Annotated in this window: 16 protein-coding genes; 6 read left to right on the forward strand and 10 right to left on the reverse strand. The window is 67.2% G+C overall.

What is annotated here, in order from left to right:
* Positions 1-681: 681 nt before the first annotated feature.
* Positions 682-2451 (reverse strand): glutamine--tRNA ligase/YqeY domain fusion protein, encoded by a 1770-nt coding sequence (locus ODI_RS16385; RefSeq protein ID WP_067752074.1) that lies wholly within the window; start codon positions 2449-2451, stop codon positions 682-684.
* A gap of 140 nt (positions 2452-2591) precedes the next feature.
* Between ODI_RS16385 and ODI_RS16390 the strand changes: the two genes are divergently transcribed.
* The 5 genes from ODI_RS16390 (at position 2592) to minE (ending at position 7344) form a co-directional block, all read left to right on the forward strand.
* Positions 2592-3932, forward strand: a complete 1341-nt coding sequence (locus tag ODI_RS16390) for a cytochrome ubiquinol oxidase subunit I (RefSeq protein WP_067752192.1) — start codon at positions 2592-2594, stop codon at positions 3930-3932.
* Positions 3933-3934: 2 nt separating this feature from the next.
* Positions 3935-5044 carry a cytochrome d ubiquinol oxidase subunit II gene (locus ODI_RS16395; RefSeq protein WP_067752196.1) on the forward strand — a complete coding sequence of 370 codons (1110 nt, stop codon included), beginning with the start codon at positions 3935-3937 and terminating at the stop codon, positions 5042-5044.
* A gap of 234 nt (positions 5045-5278) precedes the next feature.
* Complete coding sequence (gene minC, locus ODI_RS16400) at positions 5279-6112, forward strand: septum site-determining protein MinC (RefSeq protein ID WP_173719669.1); 834 nt, start codon at positions 5279-5281, stop codon at positions 6110-6112.
* A 158-nt stretch (positions 6113-6270) separates the two neighbouring features.
* Positions 6271-7086, forward strand: coding sequence for a septum site-determining protein MinD (gene minD, locus ODI_RS16405; RefSeq protein ID WP_067756785.1), 816 nt, complete (start codon positions 6271-6273; stop codon positions 7084-7086).
* Positions 7087-7089: 3 nt separating this feature from the next.
* Positions 7090-7344 (forward strand): cell division topological specificity factor MinE, encoded by a 255-nt coding sequence (gene minE, locus ODI_RS16410; protein ID WP_067756782.1) that lies wholly within the window; start codon positions 7090-7092, stop codon positions 7342-7344.
* 150 nt (positions 7345-7494) lie between these two features.
* Here the strand turns inward: minE and ODI_RS16415 are convergent, their stop codons facing one another.
* From ODI_RS16415 to ODI_RS16430, 4 genes are all read right to left on the reverse strand, one after another.
* Positions 7495-7722 carry a glycine zipper 2TM domain-containing protein gene (locus tag ODI_RS16415; RefSeq protein WP_067756780.1) on the reverse strand — a complete coding sequence of 76 codons (228 nt, stop codon included), beginning with the start codon at positions 7720-7722 and terminating at the stop codon, positions 7495-7497.
* Positions 7723-7906: 184 nt separating this feature from the next.
* Positions 7907-8467 (reverse strand): isochorismatase family protein, encoded by a 561-nt coding sequence (locus tag ODI_RS16420; protein WP_067756777.1) that lies wholly within the window; start codon positions 8465-8467, stop codon positions 7907-7909.
* Positions 8468-8567: 100 nt separating this feature from the next.
* Positions 8568-10238 (reverse strand): energy-dependent translational throttle protein EttA, encoded by a 1671-nt coding sequence (gene ettA / locus ODI_RS16425; RefSeq protein ID WP_067756774.1) that lies wholly within the window; start codon positions 10236-10238, stop codon positions 8568-8570.
* Positions 10239-10286: 48 nt separating this feature from the next.
* Positions 10287-11204, reverse strand: a complete 918-nt coding sequence (locus ODI_RS16430) for a DMT family transporter (protein WP_067756771.1) — start codon at positions 11202-11204, stop codon at positions 10287-10289.
* A gap of 199 nt (positions 11205-11403) precedes the next feature.
* Between ODI_RS16430 and ODI_RS16435 the strand changes: the two genes are divergently transcribed.
* A complete protein-coding gene (locus ODI_RS16435; RefSeq protein WP_067756768.1) occupies positions 11404-11895 on the forward strand; it encodes a hypothetical protein in 492 nt (163 codons plus the stop codon).
* Positions 11896-11905: 10 nt separating this feature from the next.
* On the opposite strand, the gene ODI_RS16440 is transcribed toward ODI_RS16435, so the two are convergent.
* From ODI_RS16440 to ODI_RS16460, 5 genes are all read right to left on the reverse strand, one after another.
* The gene (locus ODI_RS16440) at positions 11906-12970 is read right to left on the reverse strand and encodes an ABC transporter ATP-binding protein (protein WP_082985410.1); all 1065 of its coding nucleotides are present in this window, start codon (positions 12968-12970) and stop codon (positions 11906-11908) included.
* Positions 12967-13944 (reverse strand): ABC transporter ATP-binding protein, encoded by a 978-nt coding sequence (locus ODI_RS16445; protein WP_067756765.1) that lies wholly within the window; start codon positions 13942-13944, stop codon positions 12967-12969. The genes ODI_RS16440 and ODI_RS16445 overlap by 4 nt, the downstream gene beginning before the upstream one ends.
* Positions 13945-13957: 13 nt before the next feature.
* Positions 13958-14872: an ABC transporter permease gene (locus tag ODI_RS16450; RefSeq protein WP_067756762.1), complete on the reverse strand. Its 915-nt coding sequence runs from the start codon at positions 14870-14872 to the stop codon at positions 13958-13960.
* Complete coding sequence (locus ODI_RS16455; RefSeq protein WP_067756759.1) at positions 14872-15858, reverse strand: ABC transporter permease; 987 nt, start codon at positions 15856-15858, stop codon at positions 14872-14874. Before ODI_RS16455 ends, ODI_RS16450 begins: the two co-directional genes overlap by 1 nt.
* A 71-nt stretch (positions 15859-15929) precedes the next feature.
* Positions 15930-17501: an ABC transporter substrate-binding protein gene (locus ODI_RS16460; RefSeq protein ID WP_067756755.1), complete on the reverse strand. Its 1572-nt coding sequence runs from the start codon at positions 17499-17501 to the stop codon at positions 15930-15932.
* Positions 17502-17554 lie beyond the last annotated feature (53 nt).

Consider the following 17554-nt stretch of genomic DNA (forward strand, 5'->3'; position numbering starts at 1 on the left):
CCGTCGGGCGCCTGCCGCGTGGTGGGGCGCCCACAGCGCCCCGCCCCCCGCAGAAGGCGCCCGCCGTCCCGCCCACCCTCGACGTCCTGCAATGTTGTGTTCTGGACCTTGGGCAGCCACCTTGGTCCTGCTCGCATTCTTGCCTGCCGCTCGCTGCCCGCCCGAAGATCTCAGCTTGCCGCTGACCGGAGGGCGCCCACAGCGCCCACCGGTCAGCATTCGAAAAAGCAATAGGGCAGCTGTTGGGAGAGTGGGGGCGAGGGTTGGAGGGAGGAAGCAACGCGCTTCGGGCTACGGGCGCCGCTTGGCCGTGTTGCCTGCTTGGCAAGGCTGCTCCACCACCGCCACCAATTTGCCGAAGCCGCCCGGCTCGTCAATAAGTCTCGACGCCTCTGCCCGCGCAAGACACCCGCCATTCAGTCACGACAATGGAACAACGCCTCCAAGCAGACAACGCAGCCTGACGGGGACAGCCGCCCGAAGCGCGATGCCACCCATCTCCACTCCCCTTCCCCCCTCTCTCACTAGCTGCCCCTTTTGCTTTCCCGAATGCTGACCAATGGGCGCTGTGGGCGCCCCACCACGCGGCAGGCGGCCGACGGCACGACCACACTCGGCGGCCGTCAACGAAGCGGTGCACAAAGCCGTCAACCCAGCGGTCCAAACACCAAAAACAAAAACTCAGCTACCCGACCCAGCCCAAGAGTCCCGCAGCGTTGTCACCCGATTCAACACAGGCCGCTCGGCAGTCGACAACGCCCGATCCGCAGTGAAATACCCCAGGCGCTCGAACTGCCACGTCGCGCCCGCATCAGCGACGGTCCCCGGTTCCAGCAGGCCTTGCACCACCTGGATCGAGTTCGGGTTCAGCGCATCGAGGAAATTCTTTTCGCCAGCGTCCGGATGCGGATCGGCGAACAGGCGGTCGTACAGGCGGATCTCGGCCGGCACCGCGTGCGCGGCGCTGATCCAGGTGATGTTGCCCTTGACCTTCACGCTGTCGGCGCCGGGGGTGCCGCTCTTGGTGTCGGGCAGGTATTCGGCGTGGACCTCCACCACCTTGCCGGCCTCGTCCTTGACGAAGCCCGTGCAGGTCACGACGTAGCCATATTTCAGGCGCACCGAGTTGCCCGGGAACAGGCGGAAGTACTTCTTCGGCGGCGCTTCGCGGAAATCGTCCTGCTCGATCCACAGTTCGCGCGAGAACGGGAATTCGCGCACGCCGGCTGACGGGTCGTGCGGATTGCGCGGCGCCGTGCAGGCCTCGGTCTGGCCTTCCGGATAGTTCGTGATGACGAGCTTCAGCGGATCCAGCACCGCCACCGTGCGCGGCGCGATCGGGTCGAGGTCGTCGCGCACGGCCTGTTCGAGCAGGCTGTAGTCGATGCGCGAATCGGACTTCGACACGCCGGTGCGGTCGCAGAACAGCCGGATCGAGGCGGGCGTGTAGCCACGGCGGCGCAGGCCGAACAGCGTGGGCATGCGCGGATCGTCCCAGCCGTCGACATGGCCTTCCTGCACCAGTTGCAGCAGCTTGCGCTTGCTGGTCACGATGTAGCTCAGGTTCAGGCGGGCGAACTCGTACTGGTGCGGCAACGGCTGCGCCAGCTTGCCCAGCTCCGCCAGGCGGGCCAGGATCCAGTCGTAATAGGGACGCTGGTCTTCGAACTCCAGCGTGCAGATGCTGTGCGTGATGCCTTCCAGCGCGTCCTCGACCGGATGCGCCCAGGAGTACAGCGGGTAGATGCACCAGTCATTGCCGGTGCGGTGGTGCGTGGCGTGACGCACGCGGTACATGATCGGGTCGCGCAGGTTCATGTTGGGCGACGCCATGTCGATCTTGGCGCGCAGCACCATGCTGCCGTCGGGGAACTTGCCGTCGCGCATGTCGCGCAGGCGCGCCAGCGACTCCTCGGCCGGACGATCGCGCCAGGGCGAATCGACGCCCGGCTCGGTCAGCGTGCCACGGTTGGCGCGGGTCTGCTCGGCGCTCTGTTCGTCGACGTAGGCGTGGCCGGCCAGCACCAGCGCCTCGGCGAACTCGAACATGTAGGTGAAGTAGTCGCTGGCGAAATACAGATGGTCCTTGCCCTGGGCATGCCAGTCGAATCCCAGCCATTGCACGGCCTCGGCGATGGCGTCGACGTACTCCTGTTCTTCCTTCTCGGGATTGGTGTCGTCGAAACGCAGGTGGCAGATGCCGCCGTAGTCGCGCGCCAGGCCGAAGTTCACGCAGATGCTCTTGGCGTGGCCGATATGCAGGTAGCCGTTGGGCTCCGGCGGGAAGCGCGTGCGGATGCGGGCCACGTCGGGCTCGCCCTGCGCCTGCACGGAGGCCGGGCCAGGCGTGCCCGCCCAGCGCCGTTGGGCATGACGACCCTGGGCCAGGTCGGCCTCGATGATCTGGCGCAGGAAATTGGTGGCGGGTGCGGCTGGCGTAGCGGTGCTCATCGGGAGGAAAATGGAATACGGGAATACCGGGGAATCGCCAATTTTGCCACGGCTTGGCGCCGGGCCTGTTATTCTCGCTGCGCACCGGGCCCGGCGACAGCACGCCGACGCCCGCAGACGAGAACAATGCCCCAGAGTCCATGGACATTTCCCCCCTCGCGTTGGCACGCACGCATTTCCTCCTCAGTCTTGGATTCCACATGCTCTTCCTGGCCATCGCCCTGGCGCTGGCCTGGGTGCTGTTCGGCCTGAAAGTGCGCGCCCGCGTCTCGGGCGACGCCGGGTGGACCGCGGCCTATCGCTTCTGGGTCCGCTTCTTCGCCCTGGCGTTCGTGCTGGCGCAGGTGTCCGCCCTGCCCCTGCTGTTCCAACTGGGCGGACTATGGCCAGTCATGATGGAGCGGGTCGGCAATGTCATCGGCCCCCTGCTGGGCTTCGCCGTGGTCACGGTCTTCGTCGTGAAGTCCTGCTTCCTGGGCGTGATGCTGTTCGGCCAGCGCCGCGTGTCCGACCTCGCCCACACGCTGGCCGTGCTGATGGTCGCCGCGGGCCTGCTGCTGGAGGTCTTCTGGGTCGTGTCCATGATTTCCTGGACCCACACCCCCGCTGGCGCCTTGCTGATGGACGGCCGCTATGTCGTGACGGACTGGCGCGCCGCCGTGCTGAACGTCTCGCAGCCCTGGCTGCTGGCCTCGGCCGTGCTCGGCGCGGCGCTGGCCGTCTCCTTCATGATGATGGGCGTGACCGCCTGGCAGGCGCTGTCCCGCCCGCTCGTGCCCGGCGAGAAGATGGCGTTCCGCTGCGGCCTGTGGCTGGCCTGCATCGCCCTGGTCCTGCAGGTCGCGGCCGGCGTGGGCACGGCGCGCATGATCGCCGCCGAACAACCCGCCAAGGCCGCTGCCGCCGCCGGTTACTGGCACACCGGCGAGGTGCCGCGCTGGGTCCTGTTCGGCTGGCCCGACGCGCGCGAGCAGCGCAACCGCGCCGAAGTGGCGCTGGGCAGCCTGTCGCCGCGCTGGCTGGGCGTCACCGCCGACGGCGAGCCGCAAGGCCTGGACAAGGTCTCCGGCATGCAGCCGCCCGTGCCCGGCGTCTTCTGGTCCTTCCGCATCATGATGGCGGCGGGCATCCTGATGTGCCTCGTCGCGTTCATCACCCTGCTGCGGCTGCTCCGCCGCCGCCTGGACCCGTCCACGCTGCCGCGCTTCTGGCTGCGCGTGCTGATCGGCGCGGCGCCGCTGGGCGCGATCGCCTGCGTGGCAGGCTGGATGTTCTCCGAACTGGGACGCCAGCCGTATGCCGTCTACAGCACCGTGACGATGTCCGAGGTGGTGGGCACGACGCGCGCCAGCATCCTGGGGTGGTCGCTGGCCGGCCACGTCCTGCTCTACGCCGGCTTCCTCCTGGCCTTCTGCCGCATGCTGTTCCACGCGGCGCGCTACGGCGTGGTGCCGGTGCGCCGTCCGGGAGCACGCGCATGAGCATGATCGACCTGCTTGCCGCCTCGATGGGCCTGAACGTCGATGACCCGACGTTCTGGATGCCGCTGGCCTTCATGGGCATCTTCTTCGCGCTGGTCGTCGCCGGCACGCTGCTCGACGGGATCGACCTGGGCGTGGGCATGCTGCTGGTGGCCGCGCCCGGCGATCTGCGCAGCCGCATGATGGTGATGCTCAGCCCCTGGCGCGACGCCAACGAATTCTGGCTGCTGCTGGGCGCGGGCCTGTGCGCGGCGGCCTTCCCCTTCGCCTGGGGCGTGATCGCCGGCGAGCTGGTGCTGCCGCTAGCCTTGCTGGCACTGGGCGCCATGCTGCGCAGCGTGTCCTTCGAGTTCCGCACTCGCGCCAATGCGGCCATGCGTCCACGCTGGGTCGCCGGCTTCTGGCTGGGCTCGGTGATCACGGCGTTCTCGCACGGCCTGCTGCTGGGCCGCGTGGCGACCGGCTACCAGCACAGCGTGGCGCATGCCTGGTTCGACGTGTTCGTGGGCCTGTGCACGGTGGCCGCCTACCTGGTGCTGGGCGGCAGCTGGCTGATCATGCGCGTGGACGGACCGTTGCGGCAGATGGCGGTGAAAGGCGCCCGCCATGCGATCCGCTGGACCGCCGCGGGCATGGTGGCGGTGTCCGTGGCGCTGGGCCTGGCCAACTCGGGCATTTTCTACAAATGGGGCAATGTGTCCGACCTGACGGTGGCGGTGCCGATGTGGTCGGTGATGCTGTTCTGCTTCGTGCTGATGGAAGTGCTGCTCGGCCGCCTCGCCCGCCCCGACCAGGTCGCCTGGACCGCCCTGCCCTTCGTGCTGTGCCTGATCCTGTTCGCCCTGATGCTGTGCGGCCTGGCCTACAGCCTTTTCCCCTACCTGATCCTGGACAACCTGACGCTCTGGGACGGCGCGGCGGATGTGTCCTCACTGCGGCTCGTGCTGGCGGCAACGGTGGTCGCTGTGCCAGTGATGCTGGTGTTCAGCCTGCTGGGGTATCGGACGCTGTTCGGCCAGGAAAAGGCGCCTACCGGGGTGGTGCTGCCTGGGGGGAAGAGTCAGTTGCCGGGGGTGGTGGCTGCTGAAGGTGAGCAGCGTACTGCGGGGTAGGTTGGCGCTGGGGTGACGGTTTGTGCACCGCTAGGTTGACGGCCTTAGACCGCTAGGTTGACGGCCGCCGAGGGTGGGCGGGACGGCGGGCGCCTTCTGCGGGGGGCGGGGCGCTGTGGGCGCCCCACCACGCGGCAGGCGACCGACGGCGCGACCACCCTCGGCGGCCGTCAACCTAGCGGTGCACAACCCGTTTACACTGCGTCTTTCGAATTGTTAGTGTGACGGTTAGCCTTGGCTGATACCTCTTCCTCCCCCGCCGCGCCCAAACTGGCGTTGGACTTCAAAAGCGCCAATCTCTATGCCGTGCGGGTCGTGCTGCACAGCGACGACACCGATGCCCTGGTGGCCGCGCTGGCCCAGCGCATGGCGGATGCCGGCAGTTTCTTCCAGAACGAGCCCGTCGTGCTGGACGCCAGCCGGCTGGAGACTGAAATCGACTGGCCGCGCCTGCTGGAGGCCTTGCGAGAGCATGACCTCCCGGCAATCGGCGTCGTTGCTGAAGGCGCGAACCTGGCCGCCGCACGTGCCGCGGGCCTGACGCCTGTCGAATTGGCGGCGCCAGCCGCCCGTCCCCAGGCGTCTGCCGCTGCCGCCGACAGCGCGCCGGCGACGGCGCTGTCGACCGAGGCCGCCGCCGTCGTTGCCACGCCTGCGCCAGCCCAGGTCGCGCCCGCGGACTCGCCCGCGCCTGCTGCCGCCCCGGCTCCCGCCGTACAGCCGCAAGCCGCGCCCGCCGCCATGGTGGTCACCCGCCCCTTGCGCTCAGGCCAACGCGTCTATGCCCGCCACACCGACCTGATCGTGGTCGGCATGGTCAGCCAGGGCGCCGAGGTCATTGCGGATGGCAACATCCACATCTATGGTCCCTTGCGCGGCAAGGCCATGGCCGGCGCGCGGGGCGATGCCTCGGCGCGCATCTTCACCACGCAGCTCGACGCCGAACTGCTGGCCATCGCGGGCGTGTACCGCGTCGTGGAAGACCGCCTGCCCGCCACGCTGCACAACCGGCCGGTGGCCATCAGCCTGGATGGCGAATCCTTGAACATCACGCCGCTCTCGGCCTGAGGGCCGTCTGCGGACGCGCCAGCGGGCCGCCGCGGTCGCTGGCGCGGGACCTGCCCCACGACGCCACGTTTACCTACAACTGGTAATCAGCGTTTACGGGGCATTTTGCTTTACGATACTGCGGTTTAACGAAAACACGGACATAAGGTTTACGCGTCATGACACGTATTGTGGTGGTGACTTCCGGCAAGGGCGGCGTGGGCAAGACCACGAGCAGCGCGAGCTTCTCTTCAGGCCTGGCCATGCGCGGTCACAAGACTGCGGTCATCGACTTCGACGTCGGCCTGCGCAATCTCGATCTCATCATGGGCTGCGAGCGCAGGGTCGTGTATGACTTCGTCAACGTGATCCAGGGCGAGGCCACGCTCAAGCAGGCGCTCATCAAGGACAAGCAGCTGGACAATCTGTTCATCCTGCCCGCGTCCCAGACGCGCGACAAGGACGCGCTGACGCAGGAAGGCGTCGGCAAGGTGCTGGAAGACCTGAAGGAAATGGGCTTCGAGTACATCGTCTGCGACTCGCCCGCCGGCATCGAGACGGGCGCCCTGCTGGCCGCCTATTACGCCGACGACGCGCTCGTGGTCACCAACCCGGAAGTCTCGTCGGTGCGTGACTCCGACCGCATCCTGGGCATCCTGGCCGCCAAGTCGCGCCGCGCCATCGAGGGCGACGAGCCGGTGAAGGAGTTCCTGCTGCTCACCCGCTACAACCCCAAGCGCGTGGCCGACGGCGAAATGCTGTCGCGCCAGGACATCGAAGACATCCTGCGCATCAAGCTGATCGGTGTCGTGCCGGAGTCGGAAGACGTGTTGCACGCCTCGAACCAGGGCCTGCCCGCCATCCACCTGAAGGAGACGGACGTGTCGCAGGCCTACCAGGACGTGGTTGCCCGCTACCTGGGCGAGGACAAGGCCCTGCGCTTCACCGAATACGAAAAACCCGGCCTCCTCAAGCGCCTGTTTGGAGGAAAGTAACTGATGTCTCTCCTGTCTTTCCTGCTCGGACAAAAGAAGCCCTCGGCCAACGTGGCCAAGGAACGCCTGCAGATCATCCTGGCGCACGAGCGCAACGGCCGGGACGCGCCCAACTACCTGCCACAGTTGCAGCAGGAACTGATCGCGGTGATCTCCAAGTACATCAAGATCAATCCCGAAGACATCAAGGTCAATGTAGAGCGTCAAGATTCGCTCGACATCCTCGAGGTCAAGATCGAGATGCCGCAACCTGAATGAACATGGGCAAGGGCCGCCCCGCGACACGCGGGGCGGCCTTTTCCAGGACGCCTTGCGCGGCCTGGGACAGGACGGCAAAAGGCCGGGCGCAAGCCCGGCCTTTTGTTTTCCATCAAGCGGCACGCGGCGGCTGACGCCGCCGCGCCACGGTCAGCGGTTCTTGCCGACCTGGTCGCCGATCACGCCACCGATGGCGGCGCCACCGACGGTGCCCAGCACGCCGCCGCCCGTGATGACCGCACCGGCCACGCCCCCCAGGCCCGCACCGGTCACGGTGGACTTCTGGCGCGAGCTCATGCTGTCCCAGCTGGAGCAACCGCTCGCCGCCACGGCAAGCACGGCAATGGCAACGGCCTTGGATGCAGTACGAATGTTCATGGTATTTACTCCTTCATCGAGGGTGTTTCTTGTCCCGTTGCCGTACTTTCGCAAATGACGGGGTGCGCTGCTGTGAGGTTTACCCAGCAGGTGTGTCAAGACGTTCTGGGCGCGCAAACATCCCTGCCGAGGTGTAAGGGAAACCGTCCCAGCCCTGACAGGACGTTACGGGCTGTGGTGCGCATCAGACGCCAGGCGCGGCGCGTTCCTTGATCAAGGCCAGCACCGCGGGGAATTGCGGGTGCTCGCAATGGCCCAACCATTCGAACAAGACCATTTCCGCGGTCACGATGTCCGCCCCCGCCGCCGCGGCCCGGCGCAAGGCAGCCGCCTTGTCGGCCGCATGGCGTGACCCGACCGCATCCTCCACCATGGCCACGCGCAACCCCTCGGCCAGCAGGCCCAGTACCGTCTGCAACACGCACACATGCGCCTCGGCCCCCGCGACCAGCACGGTACGGCGCGCGGCGGGCAACCACGCGACAAAGCCCGGCTCACGGGCCGCGGAGAAATGGGTTTTGGGAAAGGTGCGGCGCACGGAAGCGGCCAGCGGCGCCACCGTGCCGCCCAGCTTGGCGGCCTGGTGTGCGGTGGCCACCACGGGAATGTCCAGCAGTCGGGCCGCGCGCGCCAGGCGGTCGGCCGTGGCCAATTGTTCAGCCTGCCCGGCAATGGCCGGCATCAGGCGTTCCTGCATGTCCACGATCAGGAACACGCTGTCTTCGGCATCTAGCCAGGCCGGCATGGCAAACCTCCCGGGTGGGACGTGCCGGGCGGCAGGAATGCCGCCCGGCGTCTTGCTGCAGGGTCTTGCTGCGCGCGGCAACGCCGCGCGGGACCGCGCCTTACTTCAGAGCCTTGTAGCGCAGGCGGCGCGGCTGCGCATCGGCGCCCAGGCGAACCTTCTTGTCGGCTTCGTATTCCTGGTAGTTGCCGTCGAAGAACACCACTTGCGAATCGCCCTCGAACGCCAGGATATGGGTGGCGATGCGGTCCAGGAACCAGCGATCGTGGCTGATGACCATGACGCTGCCGGGGAACTCCAGCAGCGCGTCTTCCAGCGCGCGCAGCGTTTCCACGTCCAGGTCGTTGGACGGCTCGTCCAGCAGCAGCACGTTGCCGCCGGCAATCAGCGTCTTGGCCAGGTGCAGGCGGCCGCGCTCCCCACCCGACAACTGGCCCACGTGCTTGTTCTGGTCGCCGCCCTTGAAGTTGAAGCGGCCCAGGTAGGCGCGTGCCGGCATTTCGAACTTGCCCACCGTCAGGATGTCGGCGCCATCGGCCACCGAATCGAACACGGTCTTGTTGCCTTCCAGCGAATCACGCGACTGGTCGACGAACGCCAGGTTCACGGTCTGGCCCAGCTTGACCTCGCCGCTGTCCGGCTGTTCGCGGCCCGCGATCATGCGGAACAACGTCGACTTGCCCGCGCCGTTGGCGCCGATGATGCCGACGATGGCGCCGGCCGGCACCTTGAAGCTGAGATTGTCGATCAGCAGGCGATCGCCGTAGGCCTTGCTGACGTTGTTGAACTCGATGACCTCGTTGCCCAGGCGTTCGCCCACGGGAATGAAGATTTCCGAGGTCTCGTTGCGCTTCTGGTATTCGTAGGAGGACAGTTCCTCGAAGCGGGCCAGGCGCGCCTTGGCCTTGGCCTGGCGGCCCTTCGGGTTCTGGCGCACCCACTCGAGTTCCTTCTTGATGGTCTTCTGGCGGGCGGACTCGGTGGCCTCTTCCTGCTTCAGGCGGTCTTCCTTCTGCTCGAGCCACGAGCTGTAGTTGCCCTTCCAGGGGATGCCGTGGCCACGGTCCAGTTCGAGGATCCACTCGGCGGCGTTGTCGAGGAAGTAGCGGTCGTGGGTCACGCCCACCACGGTGCCGGGGAATTTGTGCAGGAATTGCTCCAGCCACTCGACGCTTTCGGCGTCCAGGTGGTTGGTGGGCTCGTCCAGCAGCAGCATGTCGGGCTTGGACAGCAGCAGGCGGCACAGGGCCACGCGGCGCTTCTCACCACCGGAAAGCTTGCCCACGATGGCGTCCCAGGGCGGCAGGCGCAGCGCATCGGCGGCCACTTCCATCTGGGTTTCCATGTCGTCGGCGCCACTGGAGGCCGCCGCGGCAATGACGGCTTCCAGGTCGGCCTGCTCGGCCGCCAGCTTGTCGAAGTCGGCGTCGGGCTCGGCGTATTCCGCGTAGACCTCTTCCAGGCGCTTGCGCGCGGCCATGACCTCGCCCATGCCCTCTTCCACGGCCTGGCGCACGGTGTGCTCGGGATTCAGTTGCGGCTCCTGCGGCAGGTAGCCGATCTTGATGCCGGGCATGGGCACGGCTTCGCCTTCGATCTCCTTGTCGATGCCAGCCATGATCTTGAGCAGCGTCGACTTGCCCGAACCGTTCAGGCCCAGCACGCCGATCTTGGCGCCAGGGAAGAAGGACAGGGAGATGTTGCGCAGGATCTCGCGCTTGGGGGGCACCACTTTGCCCACGCGATGCATGCTGTATACGTATTGAGCCATGTCGAAAGTCTCTGCCGAAAGGGATGCAAATCAAACAAACATTGTAGGTCAGCCGCGCGACGAGGTCGTGACCCGTCGCTCGCGGCCGCGCCATTGCGCCAGCATCACGCCGGCCAAGGTGATGGCCCCGCCTGCCAGGTGATACCCCGCCACCGGCTCGGCAAGCAGCGTGGCGGCGATGACCACCGTGAAGACGGGCGTGAGGTTGATGAAGATGCTGGCGCGGGCCGGCCCCAGCAGGCCGACGGCGCGCAGCCAGAGATAGGGCGCGAACAGCGATGGCAGGATGGCGGCATACAGCAGCACCGGCAGGTTCTCGCCCGTGATGGGCGAGATCGGCGTCAGCAGGAAGGGCGGCAGCTGCAGCAGGATCACCACCAGCACCTGGATATACAGCGAATGCCAGGGCGGGATGGGCAGCGCCCATTTGCGCAGCAGCACGCCATAGAGCGCATAGCCCAGCGCGGCCACGAACATCATCAGGTCGCCCCGGTTCACGCCGGTGCTCAGCAGGCTGGCGGGATCGCCGTGGCTGACCAGGATGGAGATCCCGCCCAGCGACAGCAGCCCGCCCAGCAGCGCCTGCGCGCGCGGCCGCTCACGCAGCACCACCGCGCCCACGCCAATGGTGAGCAGGGGCACCAGCGCCGTGATGAAGCCCATGTTGGTGGCCGTGGTGCTGGCCGCCGCCAGGTAGGCCAGGCTCTGGAAGATCGCCATGCCCAGCATGGACAGGATCGCCAGCTTGCCCAGGTGCGGCAGGATGCTGGCGCGGGCGCGCCAGACCGGCCCAAGCAGGAAAGGTGTAAGCGCCGCGCCCGCAATGACCCAACGATAGAAACCAATTGTGAACGGCGCGATGACGCCCGCCGCCATTTTGGTGACGACCATATTCCCCGACCAGATCAGAACGGCCAGTAAAGGAAAGGCAAAATAGGTCAAGCGCGGTAATGTGGGGGCGTTCATGCAAAAAATTGGGGGCAGAGTTATGACGTCACTGACATGCTAACGCCCTGCGCCGCACTTCATCCCTCATGCCCCCGTGCAACATCCGGACATTGATCCAAGCGCCAGACAGGCGCATGCTGGCGATAGGATGCAGACCTGTAGGCGTCAGTTGTTACATGTATCATGCGCGCCATCCCGGACTGTCACAGGAATCCCCATGCCCTCCTCTCGCCCCGAGCAACCTTGTCTGTTCACCGCCGACGAACTGTCCATGCTCGCCAAGACCGCGGACGCACTGACTGCGTACCTGGGCCAGCCCGTCCTCGCGGAGGTGGGCTTGGCCGACAGCGGCCACGAGTGGGTCGCATTCGGCATCCCCCTGCCCGCCAGCGCCACGCCCGGCCAGGACGACACGCATATCCAGATGGGCGGCCCGGACGCACGCTGGGTGGGCAACACCGGCGGCCTCACGCCGGGCAAGGAGGCCTATGACTGTCGCTTCCTGTGGGCCATCGAACTGTGCCCGGAAGACGGCCGCCGCTACACCAAGCTGGACCAGGACGGCGAGGAAGCCGGCTGGTCGGACGCGCTGGTCGACCTGCTGCCTTTCGTGCTGAACGACGAAGATCTGCTCCCCGATGACGACGACGATGACGAGGATGTCGAGCCGCCCGTCGTCGTGCATGACGGGGGGCCGCAACGGCATTGAGCCCGGGCGCTCAGGCCGGACCCTGCAGCGTTTCCCATCCCAGTTCCACGCCATGGCAGGCCACCACGGCCTCGCCTGCCGGCAGCGCCTTCGGCGCCTCCACCCGGCAGAGTTCCCGTGCGTGCGGACAGCGGGGATGGAACGTACAGCCCGTCGGCGGATTGAGCGGATTGGGCACTTCGCCCGCCACCGGCGTACGCGATTTCCCCGTGCCGCGCAGATCGGGAATGGCCGACAGCAGCATGCGGGTGTAGGGATGGCGCGGCTGGCCGAACACCGCGTCGCGCGGCGCCAGCTCCACCAGCCTGCCCAGGTACATCACCCCCACCCGATCGGCCACGTGATGCACCACCGCCAGGTTGTGCGAAATGAAAAGATAGGTCAGGCCCAGCTGGCGCTGCAGGTCCTTCATCAGGTTCAGCACCTGCGCCTGCACGGATACGTCCAACGCCGACGTGGGCTCGTCGCAGACCAGCAACTCGGGATGCGCCGCCAGCGCGCGCGCGATCGAGATGCGCTGGCGCTGCCCACCGGAAAACTGGTGCGGATAGCGCGAGCGGTCCGAGGGGTCCAGGCCCACCTGGCGCAGCAGCTCGTCCACCCGTGCCCGGCGTTGCGCGGCGTCCATGCGGGTGTGCGTGAGCAGCGGCTCGGCGATGATGCGCTCGACTCGCCAGCGCGGGTTCTGGCTGGCGTAGGGATCCTGGAAGATCATCTGCAAGCGGCGGCGCAGCGCACGGCCGCCTGGCTCGTTCAGCCTTGATACCGGCTGGCCGTCGATCAGGACCTCGCCACGGGTCAGGCCATAAAGACCGACCAGCAGCCGCGCCATGGTGGACTTGCCGCAACCGGACTCGCCCACCAGGGCCAGCGTCTCGCCCCGCTGCAACGTGAAGGACACGCCATCCACCGCGCGCAGCAGGGCGCGGGGTTTGCGGGCCAGCACGCGCTCCAGCCAGGGCGGCGACACGTCGAACCAGCGTGCGGCGTCGCGTACCTCCACCAGGGGCTGCGTGCCGCCAGCCGCGGCGGCGGGCACGGCCGGCTCGGAAACGGAAGAACGGGTATCGCTCATGCCGCCTCCCGGGCCGCGTCATGCAGCCAACAGGCCGCCAGCGAGGCGGCTGCCGGCATCAGCTCGGGCCGTTCGCGCGTACATCGATCCATGCGCTGCGGACAGCGCGGATTGAAGGCACAGCCCGGCGGAATGGCCGTCAGGCGCGGCATGCTGCCCTCGATCTGCACCAGCCGCTCGGCGTGGCCGTCCAGCGTGGGAATGGAGCCCATCAGGCCGCGCGTGTACGGATGCGAAGGCTGGTGGATGACGTCGGCCACGGGACCGATCTCGGCAACCCGGCCCGCATACATGACCGCGACACGGTCGGCGGTTTCGGCGATCACGCCCATGTCGTGGGTGATCAGCATGACCGCCGTGCCCTGCTCGCGGCACAGTTTCTTGATCAGTTCGATGATCTGCGCCTGGATGGAAACGTCCAGCGCCGTGGTCGGTTCATCGGCCACGACCAGCCTGGGCTCTGCCGCCAGCGCCAGCGCGATGACCACCCGCTGGCGCATGCCGCCCGAGAACTGGTGCGGGAAGTGATCGACGCGTTCGCGCGCGGCCGGGATGCCGGTGGCCGCCAGCAGTTCAACCGCGCGCTCGCGCGCCTGCGACCAGGTCATGGGCAGATGGGTGACGATGGTTTCCGCAAGCTGGCGTCCGACCGTATAGAGCGGATTGAGCGAGGTCAGCGGGTCCTGGAAGATGGCGCCGATCTGCCGCCCCCGGATCTTGCGCAGGGCGTCCTGCGACAGGTTGTCGATGCGCTGGCCGGCCAGCAGGATCTCGCCGCCCGCCACGCGGCCCGGCGGCTCCAGCAGGCCGATGATGGCGGCGCCCGTCAGCGACTTGCCGGCGCCCGACTCGCCCACGACGCCCAGCACCTCGCCGGCGGCAATGGAGAACGACACATCGTCCAGCGCGCGCAGCGTGCCGCGCCGGGTGGGGAACTCGACCCGCAGGCCGCGGACTTCCAGCAAGGGATCCATGCCAGCCTCCCTCTCAGTTCAGCCGGGGATTGAGCGCGTCGCGCAGCCAATCGCCCAGCAGGTTGACCGACAGCACCAGCAGCACCAGCGCCGCCCCCGGGAAGATGGTGATCCACCACTCGCCCGAGAACAGGAAATCGTTGCCCACGCGGATCAGCGTGCCCAGCGAGGGCGACGTGGGCGGCACGCCCACGCCCAGGAAGGACAGCGTCGCCTCGGTGATGATGGCCGTGGCCAGGTGCACCGTGGCCAGCACCATCACCGGTCCCATCACGTTGGGCAGGACGTGGCGGAACATGATGACCAGCGAAGGCACGCCGATCACGCGGGCGGCCTGCACGTATTCGCGGTTCTTTTCCACCAGTGTCGAGCCGCGCACCGTGCGCGCGTATTGCGGCCAGCCCGCCAGGGCGATGGCCCCCACCAGCACCGGGAAGGCGATGCTGTCGTGCTGGCCCGCGGGCACCGCCGCGCGTGCCACGCCGTCGATCAGCAGGGCGATCAGGATGGCGGGGAAGGACAGCTGGACGTCGGCCACGCGCATGATGAAGGCATCCAGCCGCCCCCCCGCGTAGCCCGACAGCAGGCCCAGGCCCACGCCGATCAGCATGGACAGCACCACCGCCGCCAGGCCGATCAGCACCGACACGCGCGTGCCGTAGAGCAGCGCGGAATACAGGTCGCGCCCCTGGCTGTCGGTGCCCAGCAGATAGTTGCGGGTGCCACCCTCCTCCCAGGCCGGCGGCAGCAGCGCATCGATGAGGTTGACGCTGGCGAGGTCGAAGGGATTGTGCGGCGCGATCCAGCCCGCGCCCAGCGAGCCGACCATGAGCAGCACGAAGAGCACGGTGGCACACACCGCCACCGGCGTGTGCCGCCACGACCACATCACGTCGCTGTCCCACCAGCGTGTGAGCACGGCCCGCATCAGTGCGCCCCTCCGCGTCCGAGGCTGCCGCGCAGCCGGGGATCGACCGCGAAATACAGCAGGTCGACGATGAGGTTGATCACCACGAAGACCAGGGCGATCAGACAGAGATAGGCCGCCATGACCGGCACGTCGGCGAACTGCACGGCCTGGATGAACAGCAGGCCCATGCCGGGCCACTGGAAGACGGTTTCGGTCACGATGGCGAAGGCGATGATACCGCCCAGTTGCAGGCCGGTGATGGTGATGACCGGCACCAGCGTGTTCTTCAACGCGTGGCCGAAATGGATGGCGCGCCGCGTCAGGCCACGCGCGTGGGCGAACTTGATGTAGTCGGTGCGCAGCACTTCCAGCATCTCGGCGCGCACCAGCCGCAACACCAGCGTCAGCTGGAACAGCGACAGCGTGATGGCCGGCAGGATCAGGTGCTGCCACCCGCTCGCCGTCAGCAGGCCGGTGCTCCAGCCGCCGACGCGCACGGTATCGCCGCGCCCATAGCTGGGCAGCCAGCCCAGTTGCACCGAGAACACCAGGATGAGCAGGATGCCGATGAGGAAGGTGGGCAGCGACACGCCCAGCAGGGACAGCGCCAGCACGGCCTGTGCCACCCAGCCCCGCCGTCGCAAGGCGGTGTAGACGCCCAGTGGCACGCCGACCACCAGCGCCAGCAAGGCCGCGGCCACGGACAGCTCGACGGTGGCGGGCAGGCGCTCGGCCAGCAGGGTGGAAACGGGCTGGCCCTGCCGCAGCGAGAGGCCGAAATCGCCCTGCACGGCCTTGCCGACGAAGCGATAGAACTGCACCGGCGCGGGTTGATCCAGGCCCAGCGATTGCCGCAGTTCGACGCGGTCCTGCTCGGTGGCGTCCTGGCCCAGCATGATCGTGACGGGGTCGCCGACGTAGCGGAACAGCATGAAGGCCAGCAACGCCACCGTCAGCATGACGGCCGCTGCCTGGGCGAGTCGGCGCAGGATGAATGCGAGCATGAAACCCCGGGTGTCGGAGAGGAAAAGCAGCCGGCGGGCCTTGTGGGCCCGCCCGACGGTCTACGGCCGGATCAGTCGATTCGGACCCAGTCGGCCGAGAGACGGTTGTCGGCGCGGTGCACGACGTTCACGTTCTTCTTCATGGCCCAGGGGATCACCTGGTCATGCAACGGGATGTGGCCGAATTCCTTGGCATGGATGGCCAGCACCTGGTGGATGGCGGCGTTGCGCTTGGCCTCGTCGGTTTCCACCTTGATCTGGTCGATCAGCTTGTCGACCTCGGCATTGTGATAGCCGCCGAAGTTGAACGAGCCGTCGGCGCCCTGGCCCTTGCTGCGGATCAGGCTTTGCAACGTGTAGAGCGCGTCGAACGTGGGCACGCCCCAGCCGAACAGATAGGCGCTGGTGTCGAAGGACTGCACCTTGGGGAAGTAGGTGGCGCGCGGCATCGCGTTCAGGCGCGCCGTCACGCCCACGCGCGCCCACATCGTGACGACGGCCTGGCAGATGGCTTCGTCGTTGATGTAGCGGTTGTTCGGACAGTCGAGCGTGAAGTTCAGGTCCTTCTCGTAGCCGGCTTCCTTCAGCAGCGCGCGGGCGCGCTCGGCATTGTTGGGCACGCGCTCGGCCAGGTCCTTGGTCCAGCCCTGGACCTGCGGCGAGATCATGGTGCCGGTGGGCGCCGACAGGCCGCGCATCACGGCCTTCTTGATGGCTTCGACGTCGATCGCCAGGTACAACGCCTCGCGCACGCGCGGATCGGCGAAGGGGTTCTTGCCCTTGATGGTGGAGTACTCCAGCTCGGGACTCTTCTGGTCCAGGCCCAGGTAGATGGTGCGGTATTCATTGCCCTCGACCACCTTGACCTGCTGCTGCAGGCGCTGCAGGTCCTGCGCGGGCGGATCCAGCACGAAGTCGATCTCGCCGGACAGCAGCGCGGCCGTGCGCGTGGCGGCCTGCTTGATGGGCGTGTAGATGATCTCGGTGACGTTGCCCTTCTTGTCGGCCTTGCCCCACCAGCCGGCGTTCTCGACGAACACCGTGCGCACATCGACTTCACGGCTCTTCAGTTGATACGCGCCGGTGCCGTTGGTGTTGCGGGCCGAATAGGTTTCCTCGTTCTTGGAGAAATCCTGCGGTGCGGTGGCCTTGTTCTTCTCGGACCACTCCCGGTTCATGATGAACACGTTGGTCAATTGGCGCAGCAGCACGGGATTGGGGCCGTCGGTGATGATCTCCACCGTCTTGCCGTCCACTTCGCGCACGTCCTTGATGCCGTTGACATAGGCCTTGAAGTGCGAGGTCGGCGCCAGCGCGCGCTTGACCGAGAACACCACGTCGTCGGCCTCGAAGGGCGTGCCGTCGTGGAATTTCACGCCCTCGCGCAGCGTGAAGCGCCACACGGTGGGCTCGACCTGCTCCCATTGGGTGGCCAGCCCGGGCGAAATCTGGAATTCAGGGTTGTATTGCACCAGCGGCTCGTACACATAGCTGGAGGCGGCGATGGTGAGCCCTTCGTTCTGGGCATGCGGGTCGAGCGTGAGGATGTCGCCCTGGCTGGCCCAGCGCAAGGTCTTGGCATGACCCATGGCCGGCAGGACCAGTACGGCGGCAACGGCGGCGGCAATCAATGAACGGCGCATGGCAACTCCAGGGCAAATGGCTGACATACAGCTGAAAGAAAACGAAACTTTCG

The organism is Orrella dioscoreae (assembly GCF_900089455.2).
GTDB lineage: Bacteria > Pseudomonadota > Gammaproteobacteria > Burkholderiales > Burkholderiaceae_B > Orrella > Orrella dioscoreae.

Excerpts from the sequence above, each read along its gene's own strand:
- minD (WP_067756785.1), top strand. The coding sequence starts at position 6,271 with ATGACACGTATTGTGGTGGTGACTTCCGGCAAGGGCGGCGTGGGCAAG.
- ODI_RS16415 (WP_067756780.1), bottom strand. The coding sequence starts at position 7,722 with ATGAACATTCGTACTGCATCCAAGGCCGTTGCCATTGCCGTGCTTGCC.
- ODI_RS16430 (WP_067756771.1), bottom strand. The coding sequence starts at position 11,204 with ATGAACGCCCCCACATTACCGCGCTTGACCTATTTTGCCTTTCCTTTA.
- ODI_RS16455 (WP_067756759.1), bottom strand. The coding sequence starts at position 15,858 with ATGCTCGCATTCATCCTGCGCCGACTCGCCCAGGCAGCGGCCGTCATG.
- minE (WP_067756782.1), top strand. The coding sequence starts at position 7,090 with ATGTCTCTCCTGTCTTTCCTGCTCGGACAAAAGAAGCCCTCGGCCAAC.
- ettA (WP_067756774.1), bottom strand. The coding sequence starts at position 10,238 with ATGGCTCAATACGTATACAGCATGCATCGCGTGGGCAAAGTGGTGCCC.
- ODI_RS16450 (WP_067756762.1), bottom strand. The coding sequence starts at position 14,872 with ATGCGGGCCGTGCTCACACGCTGGTGGGACAGCGACGTGATGTGGTCG.
- ODI_RS16390 (WP_067752192.1), top strand. The coding sequence starts at position 2,592 with ATGGACATTTCCCCCCTCGCGTTGGCACGCACGCATTTCCTCCTCAGT.
- ODI_RS16385 (WP_067752074.1), bottom strand. The coding sequence starts at position 2,451 with ATGAGCACCGCTACGCCAGCCGCACCCGCCACCAATTTCCTGCGCCAG.
- ODI_RS16420 (WP_067756777.1), bottom strand. The coding sequence starts at position 8,467 with ATGCCGGCCTGGCTAGATGCCGAAGACAGCGTGTTCCTGATCGTGGAC.
- ODI_RS16435 (WP_067756768.1), top strand. The coding sequence starts at position 11,404 with ATGCCCTCCTCTCGCCCCGAGCAACCTTGTCTGTTCACCGCCGACGAA.
- ODI_RS16440 (WP_082985410.1), bottom strand. The coding sequence starts at position 12,970 with ATGAGCGATACCCGTTCTTCCGTTTCCGAGCCGGCCGTGCCCGCCGCC.
- ODI_RS16460 (WP_067756755.1), bottom strand. The coding sequence starts at position 17,501 with ATGCGCCGTTCATTGATTGCCGCCGCCGTTGCCGCCGTACTGGTCCTG.
- ODI_RS16395 (WP_067752196.1), top strand. The coding sequence starts at position 3,935 with ATGATCGACCTGCTTGCCGCCTCGATGGGCCTGAACGTCGATGACCCG.
- ODI_RS16445 (WP_067756765.1), bottom strand. The coding sequence starts at position 13,944 with ATGGATCCCTTGCTGGAAGTCCGCGGCCTGCGGGTCGAGTTCCCCACC.